This is a genomic window from Streptomyces sp. NPDC001220 (assembly GCF_053597895.1).
In genome coordinates this window covers 342,027-355,470 of sequence record NZ_JBSFJE010000006.1, presented here as the reverse complement: position 1 = coordinate 355,470, position 13,444 = coordinate 342,027, and the positions used below count along the sequence as shown (strand labels likewise).

General features: G+C 71.8%; 10 protein-coding genes. 8 read left to right on the top strand and 2 right to left on the bottom strand.

The window, feature by feature from the left end; genetic code table 11:
• The first annotated feature begins 4 nt into the window (after window positions 1-4).
• Window positions 5-730 carry a hypothetical protein gene (locus ACWDGI_RS17410; RefSeq protein WP_450759859.1) on the top strand — a complete coding sequence of 242 codons (726 nt, stop codon included), beginning with the start codon at window positions 5-7 and terminating at the stop codon, window positions 728-730.
• Here ACWDGI_RS17410 and ACWDGI_RS17405 read toward each other — a convergent pair.
• Window positions 667-1,434, bottom strand: coding sequence for a hypothetical protein (locus ACWDGI_RS17405; protein WP_450759857.1), 768 nt, complete (start codon window positions 1,432-1,434; stop codon window positions 667-669). The two genes, ACWDGI_RS17410 and ACWDGI_RS17405, sit on opposite strands and share 64 nt — an antisense overlap.
• A gap of 60 nt (window positions 1,435-1,494) precedes the next feature.
• On the opposite strand from ACWDGI_RS17405, the gene ACWDGI_RS17400 reads away from it, so the two are divergent.
• The gene (locus ACWDGI_RS17400; RefSeq protein WP_450759855.1) at window positions 1,495-2,289 is read left to right on the top strand and encodes an adenosylcobinamide-GDP ribazoletransferase; all 795 of its coding nucleotides are present in this window, start codon (window positions 1,495-1,497) and stop codon (window positions 2,287-2,289) included.
• Window positions 2,290-2,376: 87 nt separating this feature from the next.
• Here the strand turns inward: ACWDGI_RS17400 and ACWDGI_RS17395 are convergent, their stop codons facing one another.
• The gene (locus ACWDGI_RS17395; RefSeq protein ID WP_450759853.1) at window positions 2,377-3,153 is read right to left on the bottom strand and encodes an endo alpha-1,4 polygalactosaminidase; all 777 of its coding nucleotides are present in this window, start codon (window positions 3,151-3,153) and stop codon (window positions 2,377-2,379) included.
• 501 nt (window positions 3,154-3,654) lie between these two features.
• Here ACWDGI_RS17395 and ACWDGI_RS17390 point away from each other — a divergent pair.
• The 6 genes from ACWDGI_RS17390 (at window position 3,655) to aceE (ending at window position 13,405) form a co-directional block, all read left to right on the top strand.
• Window positions 3,655-5,181, top strand: a complete 1,527-nt coding sequence (locus tag ACWDGI_RS17390; protein WP_450759851.1) for a leucyl aminopeptidase — start codon at window positions 3,655-3,657, stop codon at window positions 5,179-5,181.
• Between the two features lie 327 nt (window positions 5,182-5,508).
• Window positions 5,509-6,897: a dihydrolipoyl dehydrogenase gene (gene lpdA, locus ACWDGI_RS17385; protein WP_360496210.1), complete on the top strand. Its 1,389-nt coding sequence runs from the start codon at window positions 5,509-5,511 to the stop codon at window positions 6,895-6,897.
• A 60-nt stretch (window positions 6,898-6,957) separates the two neighbouring features.
• Window positions 6,958-8,769: a 2-oxoglutarate dehydrogenase, E2 component, dihydrolipoamide succinyltransferase gene (gene sucB / locus ACWDGI_RS17380; RefSeq protein WP_450759849.1), complete on the top strand. Its 1,812-nt coding sequence runs from the start codon at window positions 6,958-6,960 to the stop codon at window positions 8,767-8,769.
• Window positions 8,770-9,185: 416 nt separating this feature from the next.
• A complete protein-coding gene (locus tag ACWDGI_RS17375; RefSeq protein ID WP_450759847.1) occupies window positions 9,186-9,809 on the top strand; it encodes a GntR family transcriptional regulator in 624 nt (207 codons plus the stop codon).
• A 36-nt stretch (window positions 9,810-9,845) separates the two neighbouring features.
• Window positions 9,846-10,370 (top strand): signal peptidase II, encoded by a 525-nt coding sequence (locus ACWDGI_RS17370; RefSeq protein ID WP_450759845.1) that lies wholly within the window; start codon window positions 9,846-9,848, stop codon window positions 10,368-10,370.
• 323 nt (window positions 10,371-10,693) lie between these two features.
• Entirely contained in the window at window positions 10,694-13,405 is a 2,712-nt protein-coding gene (aceE, locus tag ACWDGI_RS17365) for a pyruvate dehydrogenase (acetyl-transferring), homodimeric type (protein ID WP_450759843.1), read from the top strand.
• Window positions 13,406-13,444 lie beyond the last annotated feature (39 nt).

Below are 13,444 nucleotides of genomic sequence, written 5' to 3'. Positions count from 1 at the left end.
CCGCATGAAGCCGCTCGGCCGCTGGGTCCGCGCCGAGTGGGGTCCGCTGTACGCCACCGTGCGCGGCCCGCTGACGGAGCGGCGGCTGCGGGCGGTGCCGATGTCGGTGGCGGCGGTGTGCCTGACGGCGCTGCTGCAGTTCGTCCAGAACCAGTCGTGGGGCTACCGGTTCGTGCAGGACGTCGGGGGCGTGCGCGCCGCGGACCCGCTCTGGCCGGCCCTGTTGCGCACTCCCCTGTCGCTGTTCGTGCCGGCGCTGGACCTGCCGGTCTGGGGCGCGCTGGTGCAGATCCTGGTCGTGTTCGGCATCGCCGAGGTGTGCCTGGGCTGGTGGCGGACGCTGACCGTCGCGTACGTCGCGACCCTCGCCGGCACGCTGTACGCCCGCGTCGGCATCGCGCTGGGCCCGCACAGCCCGCTGGGCCTGCCCGCCTCGGACGCCTGGGTGGTGGACACCGGCCCCTCGGCGGCCGTCGTCGGGCTCGCGGTCGTGCTCTGCCGGCGGTACGGCGCGGATGTCACCGCGGGTGCGGTGGTGGCGGCGATGGTGGTCGAGGTGGCGGTCAAGGACAACCTCGCCGGCAAGGAGCATCTGGCGGCCATCGCGGGCGTGGTGGCGCTGTACGCGGCGGTGACGGCGGGGCGCCGGCTGCGGCGCCGGTGGCATCAGCGGCGGCCGGGCAGCCGGGCCGGTTCCGGGCGGTCGGGTTTGCCGCCGATCCAGTCCTGAAGGGTCCTGCTCAGCCGCGCCCACCGGCGGTCGTGGTGGTACGTGCGCAGCCCGGCCCTGGCCCGGGCGCGCGGGCGGTTGACGTAGAAGCGGCGGGCCCAGGCCGAGCCGGGCCGGGCCAGGCGGACCGCGCCGACGACACCGACGAACGGGACGACCACCCCGAAGATCGCGGTACGGGCCTTGCCCTTGCTGAGGGCGACGAGCGAGAAGAAGAAGTTCGCCACGATGTTCGCGATGACGGCGCCCCGGCCCTGGAGTTCGTCCGTCGAGAGGTCGTTGACGCCGAACGGCGAGAACCCGGCGAGCAGCAGCCCGACCATCGCGGCGGTGACCACGACGACCTCCACGCTCTGGCGGCCCTCCTCGGTCCAGTAGACGTCGTCGAGGTGCAGGATCAGGGCGAACTCGTCGAGCACGAGCCCCGCGCCGATACCGAAGACGACCGCGGCGAGGGCCGCGCCGAAGCCCTGCCGGCCGCTGGAGACCGCGCCGAAACCGCCGACGACGACGAGGACGACCCCGGGGACCACGTGGTGGATGTGCAGGCCGCCCGCCTTCACGTTGCCGAACGGGCCCTTTCCGGCGCGGATCAGCCGGGTGATGACCCGTGTGATCACAAAGGTCAGGACGAAGGCGGTCAGGGCGAGCAACAGCGGGAGTTTGCCCGGCTCGATGACGTTCCGCTCCAGCCAATGTCCCATGTGCGCACTTTATCCCCGGCCATGGCATGGGCCCTGCTGACCACCGGGTAACCTGCGCCGGTGGCTGCGACCTCTGCGACTCCCTGGCGTGACGGCCTCCGCTTCGCCTTCGGCACCCTCACCGTCTTCCCCGTGAAGGTGACCCGCTGGGACCGCGAGGCCGCCCGGGGCGGCATGCTGCTCGCGCCGCTGGCCGGCCTCGCCGTCGGGCTCTGCGCGGGCGCGGTCGGGGCGCTGCTGGTGCTGGCCGGGGCGAGTGCGCTGCTGGCCGCGGTGGCCGCGGTCGCGGTACCGGCCGTGCTCACCCGGGGCCTGCATCTGGACGGACTCGCCGACACCGCCGACGGGCTGGGCAGCGGCAAGCCCGCCGAGGAAGCGCTGCGGATCATGAAGCAGTCGGACATCGGGCCGTTCGGCGTGATCACGCTCGTCCTCGTACTGCTCGGCCAGGTGGCCGCGCTGGCCCAGGCCTACGGCGGCTCGTGGCGGCGGGGGGTGCTGGCCGCGGTCGTCTCGGCGATGGTGGCCCGGCTGGCGATGAGCCTGGCCGCGGTGCAGGGGGTGCCCGCGGCCCGGCCGGAGGGGCTGGGGGCGGCGGTGGCCGGGGTGGTGCCGAAGGTGGGCGCGTCGGTGGTCACGATCGCGGTGATGGTGGTGGCGGCGGGGGCCGGGGCGCTGGTCGGATCGGCCGACAGCCTGCGGGCGTTGCTCGCGGTGGTGGCGGCGGAGGCGGCGACGGACGTGCTGCTGCGGCTGTGCCGGCGGCGGTTCGGCGGGGTGACGGGGGATGTGTTCGGGTGCCTCGCCGAGACGGCGGCCACGGTGGCGCTCGTGGTGTTTTCCCTGGGGGGCTGAAGGTCGGGCCGTGCCTACGGGCCGGTGGAGGCCGGACGCGCCCACGCGGCGCGGCCGCACATGAAGGGGCGCATCCCCGAACCACCCTCAACAGGTTCTGCGCCACACCCCCAGCTCGTACTTCTTCTGCAGCGAGCTCAGTTTCAGTTCGCGCGACCGGGCACAGAACTTCGCCGTCGGCAGTTCGTACTCCACGTGGAAGACGGCCTTGTCCGCCTTGGTGAACGGCTTCAGGTCGTCGCACTCGCCGTACTGGGCGCACTGCTCGTTGACCGCGAAGTCGAAGTCGGCGACCAGTTCCGGTATCTGGTCCAGGTCGTTCTTCAGGCCCACCGACATGCCCCGGTCGTGGGCGAGCCGGGCGATGAGCCGGTTGTAGCGGAGCTGGTCGCCCGCCTTGAGGGGGAAGCCCGTGCGGTTCTTGTAGCCGTCCATGTTGTCGGGCTCCACCGCGTCGAAGCCCTTGTCCTTGCACATGTCGAGACGGGCCGCCATCAACGGCTCCAGGACGTGCGTACGGCGGATGTCCAGCCAGCGTTCGCCCTCCCAGCCGTTGCCGCGCCCCAGCACCGACGCGGGGAACCGCTTCGCGTCGGGCCGCCAGTCCTCGAAGGCGCCGGTGGAGAGGTAGCAGATGACCTTGCGGCCTTTGCCGTGCAGCGCGCCGACCGTCGCCCTGGACTGGTCGAAGCCGTCGATGTCGTACACCGACGCCCGTACGGACGTGTCCACGCGGCCGCTCAGTTGCCACTGCCAGGTGACCCCGGGCCTCGGTTGCCAGCGACCCGCGTCGTCCGAGGCCGCGGTGCAGCCGGCGAGCAGGGCCAGCGGGACGAGCAGGGGCGTGGTGGTGCGGAGTTTCACCGGGCGGGCTCCAGGGTGTGCGACAGGGGACCCCGTCGATGATCTCCCACCTCGGGTACCGCGCCGCGGTCGAGGCCGGCCTCGGGGACGCGGCCGGCCGGAGTCATGGACATTGCCCTGGTTCGCCTTTGATACGCGGTGTGCACCGATGTGGATCCCCTCTCCCGCAAAATCCCCTTCCGCCTTCTTATGGAGGTTCAGAGCGGGATCAGTGGAAATCACGCGAAGCGGAAGAGGGTCTCCCCCGCCGGAACGCGAGGGATGTGACCCAGGTCACCTGGCGGGAGGGGGGGAGGTGGCCTGGACGCCATCCTCAGGTGAACGCCCGTAGTAATGAGCGAACGCATACACACGCGTAGGCTCGTCCCGGGTGTTCGCCGACAGGGTGAAGGCCCCGGTGGTAATGCGCCCCGAGGCCACTGCCTAGGGTCGCTTCCCGGGCCCGGTCGACCCACCCACTCGGCCACAGCAACTCAACATCGGAAGCGAGATCCCACCACCGTGACTGCTCTCACTCTCAGCACCGCAGCGGCGCCCGGCCTCCGGGCCGACGCGATCGTGATCGGTGTCGCCAAGGGCGCCAAGGGCCCGGTCGTAACGCCGGGCGCCGAGGCCGTGGACAAGGCCTACGACGGCAAGCTCGCCGACGTCCTGGAGACCCTCGGTGCCTCGGGTGCCGAGGGCGAACTGACGAAGCTGCCCTCGCCGGCCGGCTTCAAGTCCCCGCTCGTCATCGCGGTCGGCCTGGGCGCCGAGCCCGACGGCGGCGCCGGCTACGACGCCGAGGCGCTGCGCCGGGCGGCCGGCCTCGCGGCCCGCACGCTGAACGGCGCCAAGAAGGCGGCCTTCGCGCTGCCCGTCGAGGACGCGGCCGCCGTCGGCGTGATCGCCGAGGGCGTGCTGCTGGGCGCCTACTCCTTCGACGTCTACAAGGACAACGGCGGCAACGCGAAGGCGAAGAACGGCAAGGCGCCGCTCGCCGAGGCCACGCTGCTCGGCGGCAAGCCGCGGGACGCCGCCCACAAGGCGGCCCTCGCCCGCGCCACCGCGGTCTCCGAGGAGCTCAACCGCGCCCGCGACCTGATCAACACCCCGCCGAACGACCTGACTCCGGCCGCGTTCGCGGCGATCGCGCAGCGCGCGGCCAAGGAGCACGGCCTCAAGATCCAGATCCTGGACGACAAGGCGCTCGCCAAGGACGGCTACGGCGGCATCCTCGGTGTCGGCGGTGGCTCGGCCGCGACCCCGCGGCTGGTGAAGCTGTCGTACACCAGCCCCGAGGCGGACAAGCACCTCGCCTTCGTCGGCAAGGGCATCACCTACGACTCGGGCGGCATCTCGCTCAAGCCGGCCGGGCACAACGAGACGATGAAGTGCGACATGAGCGGCGCGGCGGCGGTCTTCGCGGCCGTCGTCTCCGCGGCTCGGCTCGGCCTGCGGGTCAATGTGACCGGGTGGCTGGCGCTCGCCGAGAACATGCCGTCCGGCTCGGCCGTGCGCCCGGGTGACGTGCTGCGCATGTACAGCGGCAAGACGGTCGAGGTCCTCAACACGGACGCCGAGGGCCGGCTGGTCCTCGCCGACGCGCTGTGGGCGGCGTCGGCGGAGAAGCCGGACGCGATCGTCGACGTGGCGACGCTGACCGGGGCGATGATGCTGGCCCTGGGCAGCCGGACGTTCGGTGTCATGGCCAACGACGACGCGTTCCGTACGGCGATCCACGAGGCGGCCGAGGAGGTCGGCGAGCCGGCGTGGCCGATGCCGCTGCCGGAGCACCTGCGCAAGGGGATGGACTCCCCCACGGCGGACATCGCCAACATGGGCGAGCGGATGGGCGGCGGGCTGGTGGCCGGGCTCTTCCTGCGCGAGTTCGTGGGTGAGGGGATCACCTGGGCGCACCTCGACATCGCCGGGCCGGCGTTCAACGAGGGCGGGCCCTTCGGGTACACGCCGAAGGGCGGGACGGGGTCGGCGGTGCGGACGCTGGTGCGGCTTGCCGAGCTGACCGCCGAGGGTGACCTGGGCTGATGTCGCCGACGGGACCCCGCGCGCGGGTAGGGCGGGGTCCCGTCGCCCACTGACCGGGGGCTTTCGGTCATGTGGCGACTGCGGGCGGTTCGCGGCTGATCGCGCAGTTCCCCGCGCCCCTTCGGGGGCGCTGTCCTCACGGCATCGCCAAGTAAGCGTGTGGTGTCTCACACCCCAGCCCGGCGTCTCGTTCACCTCCGACAAGTGCGAAGATGGGGCTCGGCAGGACAGGGCCCCCACCACAGGGCCGAAGAAGAGCGGCCGGACACCAGCCGCCGCCCGGTCACTGGAGACCGGCGTACGGCGCACATGCATGGAGGACGTGACGTGGCGAACGACGCCAGCACCGTTTTCGACCTAGTGATCCTCGGCGGTGGTAGTGGCGGTTACGCCGCGGCCCTGCGCGGGGCGCAGCTGGGCCTGGACGTCGCCCTGATCGAGAAGGACAAGGTCGGCGGTACCTGCCTGCACCGGGGATGCATCCCCACCAAGGCCCTGCTGCACGCGGGCGAGATCGCCGACCAGGCCCGCGAGAGCGAGCAGTTCGGCGTCAAGGCCACGTTCGAGGGCATCGACGTGCCGGCCGTGCACAAGTACAAGGACGGCGTGATCGCCGGCCTGTACAAGGGCCTGCAGGGTCTGATCGCGTCCCGCAAGGTGACGTACATCGAGGGCACGGGGCGCCTCTCCTCCCCGACCTCCGTCGACGTGAACGGCCAGCGCATCCAGGGCCGGCACGTGCTGCTCGCGACCGGCTCCGTGCCGAAGTCGCTGCCGGGCCTGGAGATCGACGGCAACCGCGTCATCTCCTCCGACCACGCCCTCGTCCTGGACCGCGTGCCCAAGTCCGCGATCATCCTGGGCGGCGGGGTCATCGGCGTCGAGTTCGCCTCCGCCTGGAAGTCCTTCGGTGCCGACGTCACCGTCATCGAGGGCCTCAAGCACCTCGTCCCGGTCGAGGACGAGAACTCCTCCAAGCTTCTTGAGCGCGCCTTCCGCAAGCGCGGCATCAAGTTCAACCTGGGCACCTTCTTCTCGAAGGCCGAGTACACCGCCGACGGCGTCAAGGTCACCCTCGCCGACGGCAAGGAGTTCGAGGCCGAGGTCCTGCTCGTCGCCGTCGGCCGCGGCCCGGTCTCGGCCGGCCTCGGTTACGAGGAGCAGGGTGTCGCCATGGACCGCGGTTACGTCCTGGTCGACGAGTACATGCGGACGAACGTCCCGACCATCTCCGCCGTCGGTGACCTGGTCCCGACGCTCCAGCTCGCGCACGTCGGCTTCGCCGAGGGCATCCTGGTGGCGGAGCGTCTGGCCGGTCTGAAGACCGTTCCGATCGACTACGACGGTGTCCCCCGGGTGACGTACTGCCACCCCGAGGTCGCCTCCGTGGGGATCACCGAGGCCAAGGCCAAGGAGATCTACGGTGCGGACAAGGTCGTCGCCCTGAAGTACAACCTGGCGGGCAACGGCAAGAGCAAGATCCTCAACACCGCGGGCGAGATCAAGCTCGTCCAGGTGAAGGACGGTGCCGTGGTCGGCGTCCACATGGTCGGCGACCGCATGGGCGAGCAGGTCGGCGAGGCCCAGCTGATCTACAACTGGGAAGCACTGCCCGCCGAGGTCGCCCAGCTCATCCACGCCCACCCGACGCAGAACGAGGCGATGGGCGAGGCCCACCTGGCCCTGGCCGGCAAGCCGCTGCACTCGCACGACTGACCCTCGGTCGACACACGCGACGACTCAGACTTCCGCAATTCGTAAGGAGCAACCGAAACCATGGCGGTTTCCGTAACCCTTCCGGCGCTCGGCGAGAGCGTCACCGAGGGCACCGTCACCCGCTGGCTGAAGGCCGAGGGTGAGCGCGTAGAGGCCGACGAGCCGCTGCTCGAGGTCTCGACCGACAAGGTCGACACCGAGATCCCGGCCCCCGCCTCCGGTGTGCTGGCCTCGATCAAGGTCGCCGAGGACGAGACCGTCGAGGTGGGCGCCGAGCTGGCGATCATCGACGACGGCACCGGCGCGCCCGCCCCGGCCGCCCCGGCACCGGCCGCCGAGCCGACCCCGGCTCCGGCCGCCGAGCCCGCCCCGGCCCCGGTGGCCGAGGCCCCTGCCGCTCCCGCCCCGGCCGCCGCTCCCGCCCCGGCCCCCGCCGCCGCCCCGGCCGCGCCGGCCGGTGGCGCCTCGGGCACGGACGTGGTCCTGCCCGCGCTCGGTGAGTCCGTCACCGAGGGCACCGTCACCCGCTGGCTGAAGTCGGTCGGCGAGGAGGTCGCGGAGGACGAGCCCCTGCTCGAGGTCTCCACCGACAAGGTCGACACCGAGATCCCGGCGCCGGTCGCCGGTGTCCTGCTGGAGATCGTGGTCGGCGAGGACGAGACCGCCGAGGTCGGCGCCAAGCTCGCCGTCATCGGTGCCCCGGGTGCCGCTCCGGCGGCCGCCCCGGCTCCGGCCGCGCCCGCTCCGGCGCCCGCCGCCGCCCCGGCGCCCGCCCCGGCCGCCCCCGCGGCTCCGGCGCCGGCTCCGGCCGCTCCGGCTCCCGCGCCGGCCGCTCCCGCCCCGGTCGCCGCCGCTCCGGCTCCGGCCGCCCCGGCGCCCGCGCCGGCCGCTCCGGCCCCGGTCACCCCGGCCGCGGCTCCGGCTCCGGCCGCTCCGGTCGACGAGGGCGCCTACGTCACCCCGCTGGTGCGCAAGCTCGCCGCCGAGAACGGTGTCGACCTGGGCGCCGTCAAGGGCACCGGCGTCGGCGGTCGTATCCGCAAGCAGGACGTGCTCGCCGCCGCCGAGGCCGCGAAGGCCGCTCCGGCCCCCGCGGCCGCCGCCGCTCCGGCCGCCGGTGCGAAGAAGACCCCCACGCTGGAGGTCTCCCCGCTCCGTGGCCAGACCGTCAAGATGCCCCGCATCCGCAAGGTCATCGGCGACAACATGGTCAAGGCGCTGCACGAGCAGGCCCAGCTGTCCTCGGTCGTCGAGGTCGACGTGACCCGCCTGATGCGCCTGCGCGCCCAGGCCAAGGACGCGTTCGCGGCCCGTGAGGGCGTCAAGCTCTCCCCGATGCCGTTCTTCGTCAAGGCCGCCGCCCAGGCGCTGAAGGCCCACCCGGTCATCAACGCCCGGATCAACGAGGCCGAGGGCACCATCACCTACTTCGACGCCGAGAACATCGGTATCGCGGTGGACTCCGAGAAGGGCCTGATGACCCCGGTCATCAAGGGTGCCGGTGACCTCAACATCGCCGGTATCTCCAAGGCCACGGCGGACCTGGCCGGCAAGGTCCGCGCCAACAAGATCACCCCGGACGAGCTGTCCGGCGCGACCTTCACCATCTCCAACACCGGCTCGCGCGGCGCGCTGTTCGACACGATCATCGTGCCGCCGAACCAGGTCGCGATCCTCGGCATCGGTGCCACGGTCAAGCGTCCGGCCGTCATCGAGACGGAGGAGGGCACGGTCATCGGCGTCCGCGACATGACGTACCTGACCCTGTCCTACGACCACCGCCTGGTGGACGGCGCCGACGCGGCCCGTTACCTGACGGCCGTCAAGGCGATCCTGGAGGCGGGCGAGTTCGAGGTCGAGCTCGGCCTGTAACAAGACCGAGGATCTCGACGAAGCCGATTTCGGCCTCTGATCCGCCAAGGGTCGTACGGTGCCCCGTCCGGAGCTTCTCCGGGCGGGGCACCGTCGTATCACCCGGGCGTGAGCAGGTCGCAGGACCGGCCGGCCAGCGTCGCCGGCCCGGCGGCGGCGCCCGCGTCGTCGTCGAACCCGAGGGTGCGCAGAAGATCGGCCACGTGGGGTGGGGATTCCGGAATCACCGGACCGGGCACCTGGGCCGGGTCCGTCGCGGCATCGCTGCCCCGCCGGCCGGGGCGGCCGTGCTCCTTCCCCGCCCGGCCGGGAGGCGTGTAAGTCTCGTCTCACCTGCGTGAAAGCGCCCCCGTGCGCCTCTCCCGAGAGGCGGTCCGGCCGTATTGTCTAAACGTCAACGCCCTTAAGGAGCTCCCATGACCGCGCCCGTCGTCCACTCGCTGCGCGAACAGATCCGCGAGCACATCGTGGAGGGAATCGTCAGCGGGCGCTGGAAGCCGGGCGAGCGGATCGTGGAGCGACGGATCGCGACCGAGCTGGAGGTCAGCCAGACGCCGGTGCGGGAGGCGCTGCGGGAGCTGGAGTCGCTGCGGCTGATCGAGTCGGCGCCCAACAAGGGCGTTCGGGTGCGGAACCTGACGGCGGCCGACCTGGAGGAGAGCTACCCGGTGCGGGCCGGTCTGGAGGCGATCGCGGCGGAGCTGGCGGCGGAGCGGCTGGCGTCGGACTGCTCGGCGCTCGAACCGCATGTCACGGCGCTGTACGAGGCCGACCGGAACACCGACGGCACGGCGCAGGTCCGGCACACCGTCGGCTTCCACCGTGAGCTGGTCCGGGCGGCCGGCAACTCGGTGCTGCTGCACACCTGGGAGGGCCTGGGCATCGAGGTCTTCACGGCGCTGTCGATCCGCTGGCTGGGGACGGTCCAGCAGTCGTACGCGGAGGAGCACGAGGAACTGGTGGCCGCGTTCCAGCGCCGGGATCCGCGCATCGCCGATATCGTCAAGGCCCACGTGCTGGGGTGCGCGCCGCGGGCCTGACGGCCCGGCGGAACGAGGGAATCGAGGGGACCGGGCGTGACGGCGAGCGGTACGCCCGCCATACGGCGGCGGGTGTGGTTGCTGTGGTGGGTGACGGGCCTCGCGTACGCCGTCGACCTGGGGAGCAAGGTGGCCGTGGTCGCATGGCTGGAGGGCCGTGCTCCCGTCCCGGTGCTCGGTACCTGGATGGAGCTGCGGGTGCAGCGCAACCCCGGCGCGGCGTTCGGCATCGGTCATGCGACGACGTTCGTGTTCACGCTGATCGCGGCGGCCGTCGCCGTGGCCGTCGTCCGGGTCTCGCGCAGGCTGGCCAGCAGGCCGTGGGCGATCTCGCTGGGGCTGCTGCTCGGCGGGGCGCTGGGCAACCTGACGGACCGTGTCTTCCGCTCGCCGGGCGGCATGCAGGGCGCGGTGGTGGACTTCATCGCGGTCCGCGACTTCAGTGTGATGAATCTCGCCGACTGGGCGATCAGCTGCGGCAGTGTCCTGGCGGTCCTGCTGTCCTTGCGGGGACGGGAGTTGGGGCCCGCCGGCCCGGCAACCCTTCCCGAGTCCCCGTAGTTCGAGGTCCCGTGGTTCAAGGTCCCGAAGCCCCCTCCCCGACCGTCGGAACACAAGAGCGCACGCCCGCTCAAAACCCCGTCCCACCTGCGCAAACCCCGTTCCGATCACGTCACCCGGTGCCACCGCCGAAGGCACCCCGTGCCGACTTTCTCGGAATCGAGAAGTTTTGCCCCTCAACCCTTTGATCGATCATCGATCAGGGAGTTATTGTCGCCGACGGGCCCGCACCCGGGCCCGCCGCCCTGTCCTGCCAAAGACCAAGGGCACCCCCGAACCCTTAACCGATGAGGGAACCCCCTTCGACTGAGGAAGGCGGCGACATGACCGACCCCCAGGCCATCCAGCCGAGCGCGCTCGACCAGCTCCCCGACCGGGACCCGGAGGAGACCGCCGAATGGCAGGCCTCACTGGACGCCGTGGCCAGGGAGGCCGGGCCGCACCGCGCCGCGTACCTGATGCGCCGCACGCTGGAGCGCGCCGAGGCGGACGGCATCGCGCTGCCGAAGCTGCTGGAGACCGACTACGTCAACACCATCCCCACCGCCGCCGAGGCAGCAGTCCCCGGCGACGAGGAGATGGAGCGGCGGATCACCGCGTGGAACCGCTGGAACGCGGCCGCGATGGTCACCCGGGGCAGCAAACACGGCGTCGGCGGCCACATCGCCACCTTCGCCTCCGCGGCCTGGCTCTACGAGACCGGCTTCAACCACTTCTTCAAGGGCAAGGAGTCCCAGGAGGCCGCCGGCAGCGGTGACCAGCTCTACATCCAGGGCCACGCCTCCCCCGGCATCTACGCCCGCGCCTTCCTCGACGGCCGCCTGACCGAGGCGCACCTCGACAACTTCCGCCAGGAGGCCGGCGGCAACGGCCTCCCGTCGTACCCGCACCCCCGCCGCCTGCCCTGGCTGTGGGAGTTCCCGACGGTGAGCATGGGCCTCGGCCCCCTGTCGGCGATCTACCAGGCCCGCTTCAACCGGTACCTGACCGCGCGCGGCGTCAAGGACGTCTCGTCCTCGCACGTCTGGGCGTTCCTCGGCGACGGCGAGATGGACGAGCCGGAGTCCACGGCCGCCCTCGCACTCGCCTCCCGCGAGGGCCTGGACAACCTGACCTTCGTCATCAACTGCAACCTGCAGCGCCTCGACGGCCCGGTGCGCGCCAACTTCAAGATCGTGCAGGAGCTGGAGGCCCAGTTCCGCGGCGCCGGCTGGAACGTCGTCAAGTCGCTCTGGGGCAACGCCTGGGACGAGCTGTTCGCGCTCGACACCACCGGTGCGCTGGTACGGCGCCTCCGTGAGGTACCGGACGCGCAGGTGCAGACGTACCAGACCCGGGACGCCGCCTACATCCGCGCCGACTTCTTCGGCAAGGACCCGGCGCTCGCCGAGCTGGCGAAGCTGATCAGCGACGACAAGATCATCGAGTGCTTCCACCTCTCGCGCGGCGGCCACGAGGCCCGCAAGGTGTACGCGGCCTACAAGGCGGCCCTGGACCACAAGGGCGGGCCGACCGTCATCCTGGCCCAGACCGTCAAGGGCCACACCCTCGGCCAGGGCTTCGCGTCGAAGAACGCCAACCACCAGATGAAGAAGCTGACGGTGGACGAGTTCAAGGCGATGCGCGACCTGCTCGAACTGCCCATCAAGGACAGTGACTTCGCCGACGGCCAGGTGCCCTACGGCCACCCCGGCGCCGACTCCCCCGAGGTGCGCTACCTCCAGGAGCGCCGGGCGGCCCTCGGCGGCCCGGCCCCCGCCCGCCGTACGCACGCCCTGGCCCCCCTGCCGGCCCCCGCCGACAAGGCCTTCGCCTCCTTCGACAAGGGCTCCGGCTCGCAGAACGTGGCGACGACGATGGCCTTCGTGCGGCTCGTCAAGGACCTGGTCCGCGACAAGGAGACCGGCAGGCGCTGGGTGCCGATCGTCCCGGACGAGGCGCGCACCTTCGGCATGGAGAGCCTCTTCCCCTCCCTGGGCATCTACTCGCCCAAGGGGCAGACGTACGAGCCGGTCGACCGCGACCAGCTGATGTACTACAAGGAGGCCAAGAACGGCCAGATCCTCAACGAGGGGATCACCGAGGCCGGTTCGATGGCCGACTTCATCGCCGCGTCGACCGCGTACGCGACGCACGGCGAGGCGATGATCCCGTTCTACATCTTCTACTCGATGTTCGGCTGGCAGCGCACCGCCGACCAGATGTGGCAGCTCGGCGACCAGCTCGGCCGCGGCTTCCTCGTCGGCGCGACCGCCGGCCGTACCACCCTGACCGGCGAGGGCCTCCAGCACGCCGACGGCCACTCCCCGGTGATCGCCGCGACCAACCCGGCCGCGCTGTCGTACGACCCGGCCTTCGCCTACGAGATCGCGACGATCGTCAAGGACGGTCTGCGCCGCATGTACGGCGAGTCGGCCCCGGGCGAGGACCCGAACGTCTTCTACTACCTGACCGTCTACAACGAGCCGCTCCCGCAGCCCGCGAAGCCGGCCGGGCTCGGCATCGACGAGGGCATCGTCAAGGGCCTGTACCGCTTCAACACCGCGGAGTCGGCCGGGCTCTCGGTGGTGGCGAACGCCCCGCGCATCCAGCTGCTCGGCTCCGGTACGGCGATCCACTGGGCGCTCAAGGCGCAGCGGCTGCTCGCCGAGGAGTGGGGCGTGGCGGCCGACGTCTGGTCCGCCACCTCGTGGACGGAGCTGCGCCGTGACGCCATGGAGGCGGACGCCGCCCTGCTGCGCGGCGAGGAGCGGATGCCGTACGTCCGTCAGGCGCTGCAGGGTGCCGAGGGCCCGGTGCTGGCCGTCTCCGACTACATGCGCCAGGTCCCGGACCAGATCGCGCAGTGGGTCGAGCAGGACTACTCCTCCCTGGGTGCCGACGGCTTCGGTCTCTCCGACACCCGGGACGCGGCCCGCCGCCACTTCGGCGTCGACGCCGAGTCGGTCGTCGTCGCGGCCCTGGCCCAGCTGGCCAGGCGCAGCGAGGTCAAGGCGACGGCGGTGAAGGAAGCCCGGGAGCGTTACGGCCTGTAGGAACGCGCGTCTCTCTCCGCCGCAACGGCTCTCCGTTGC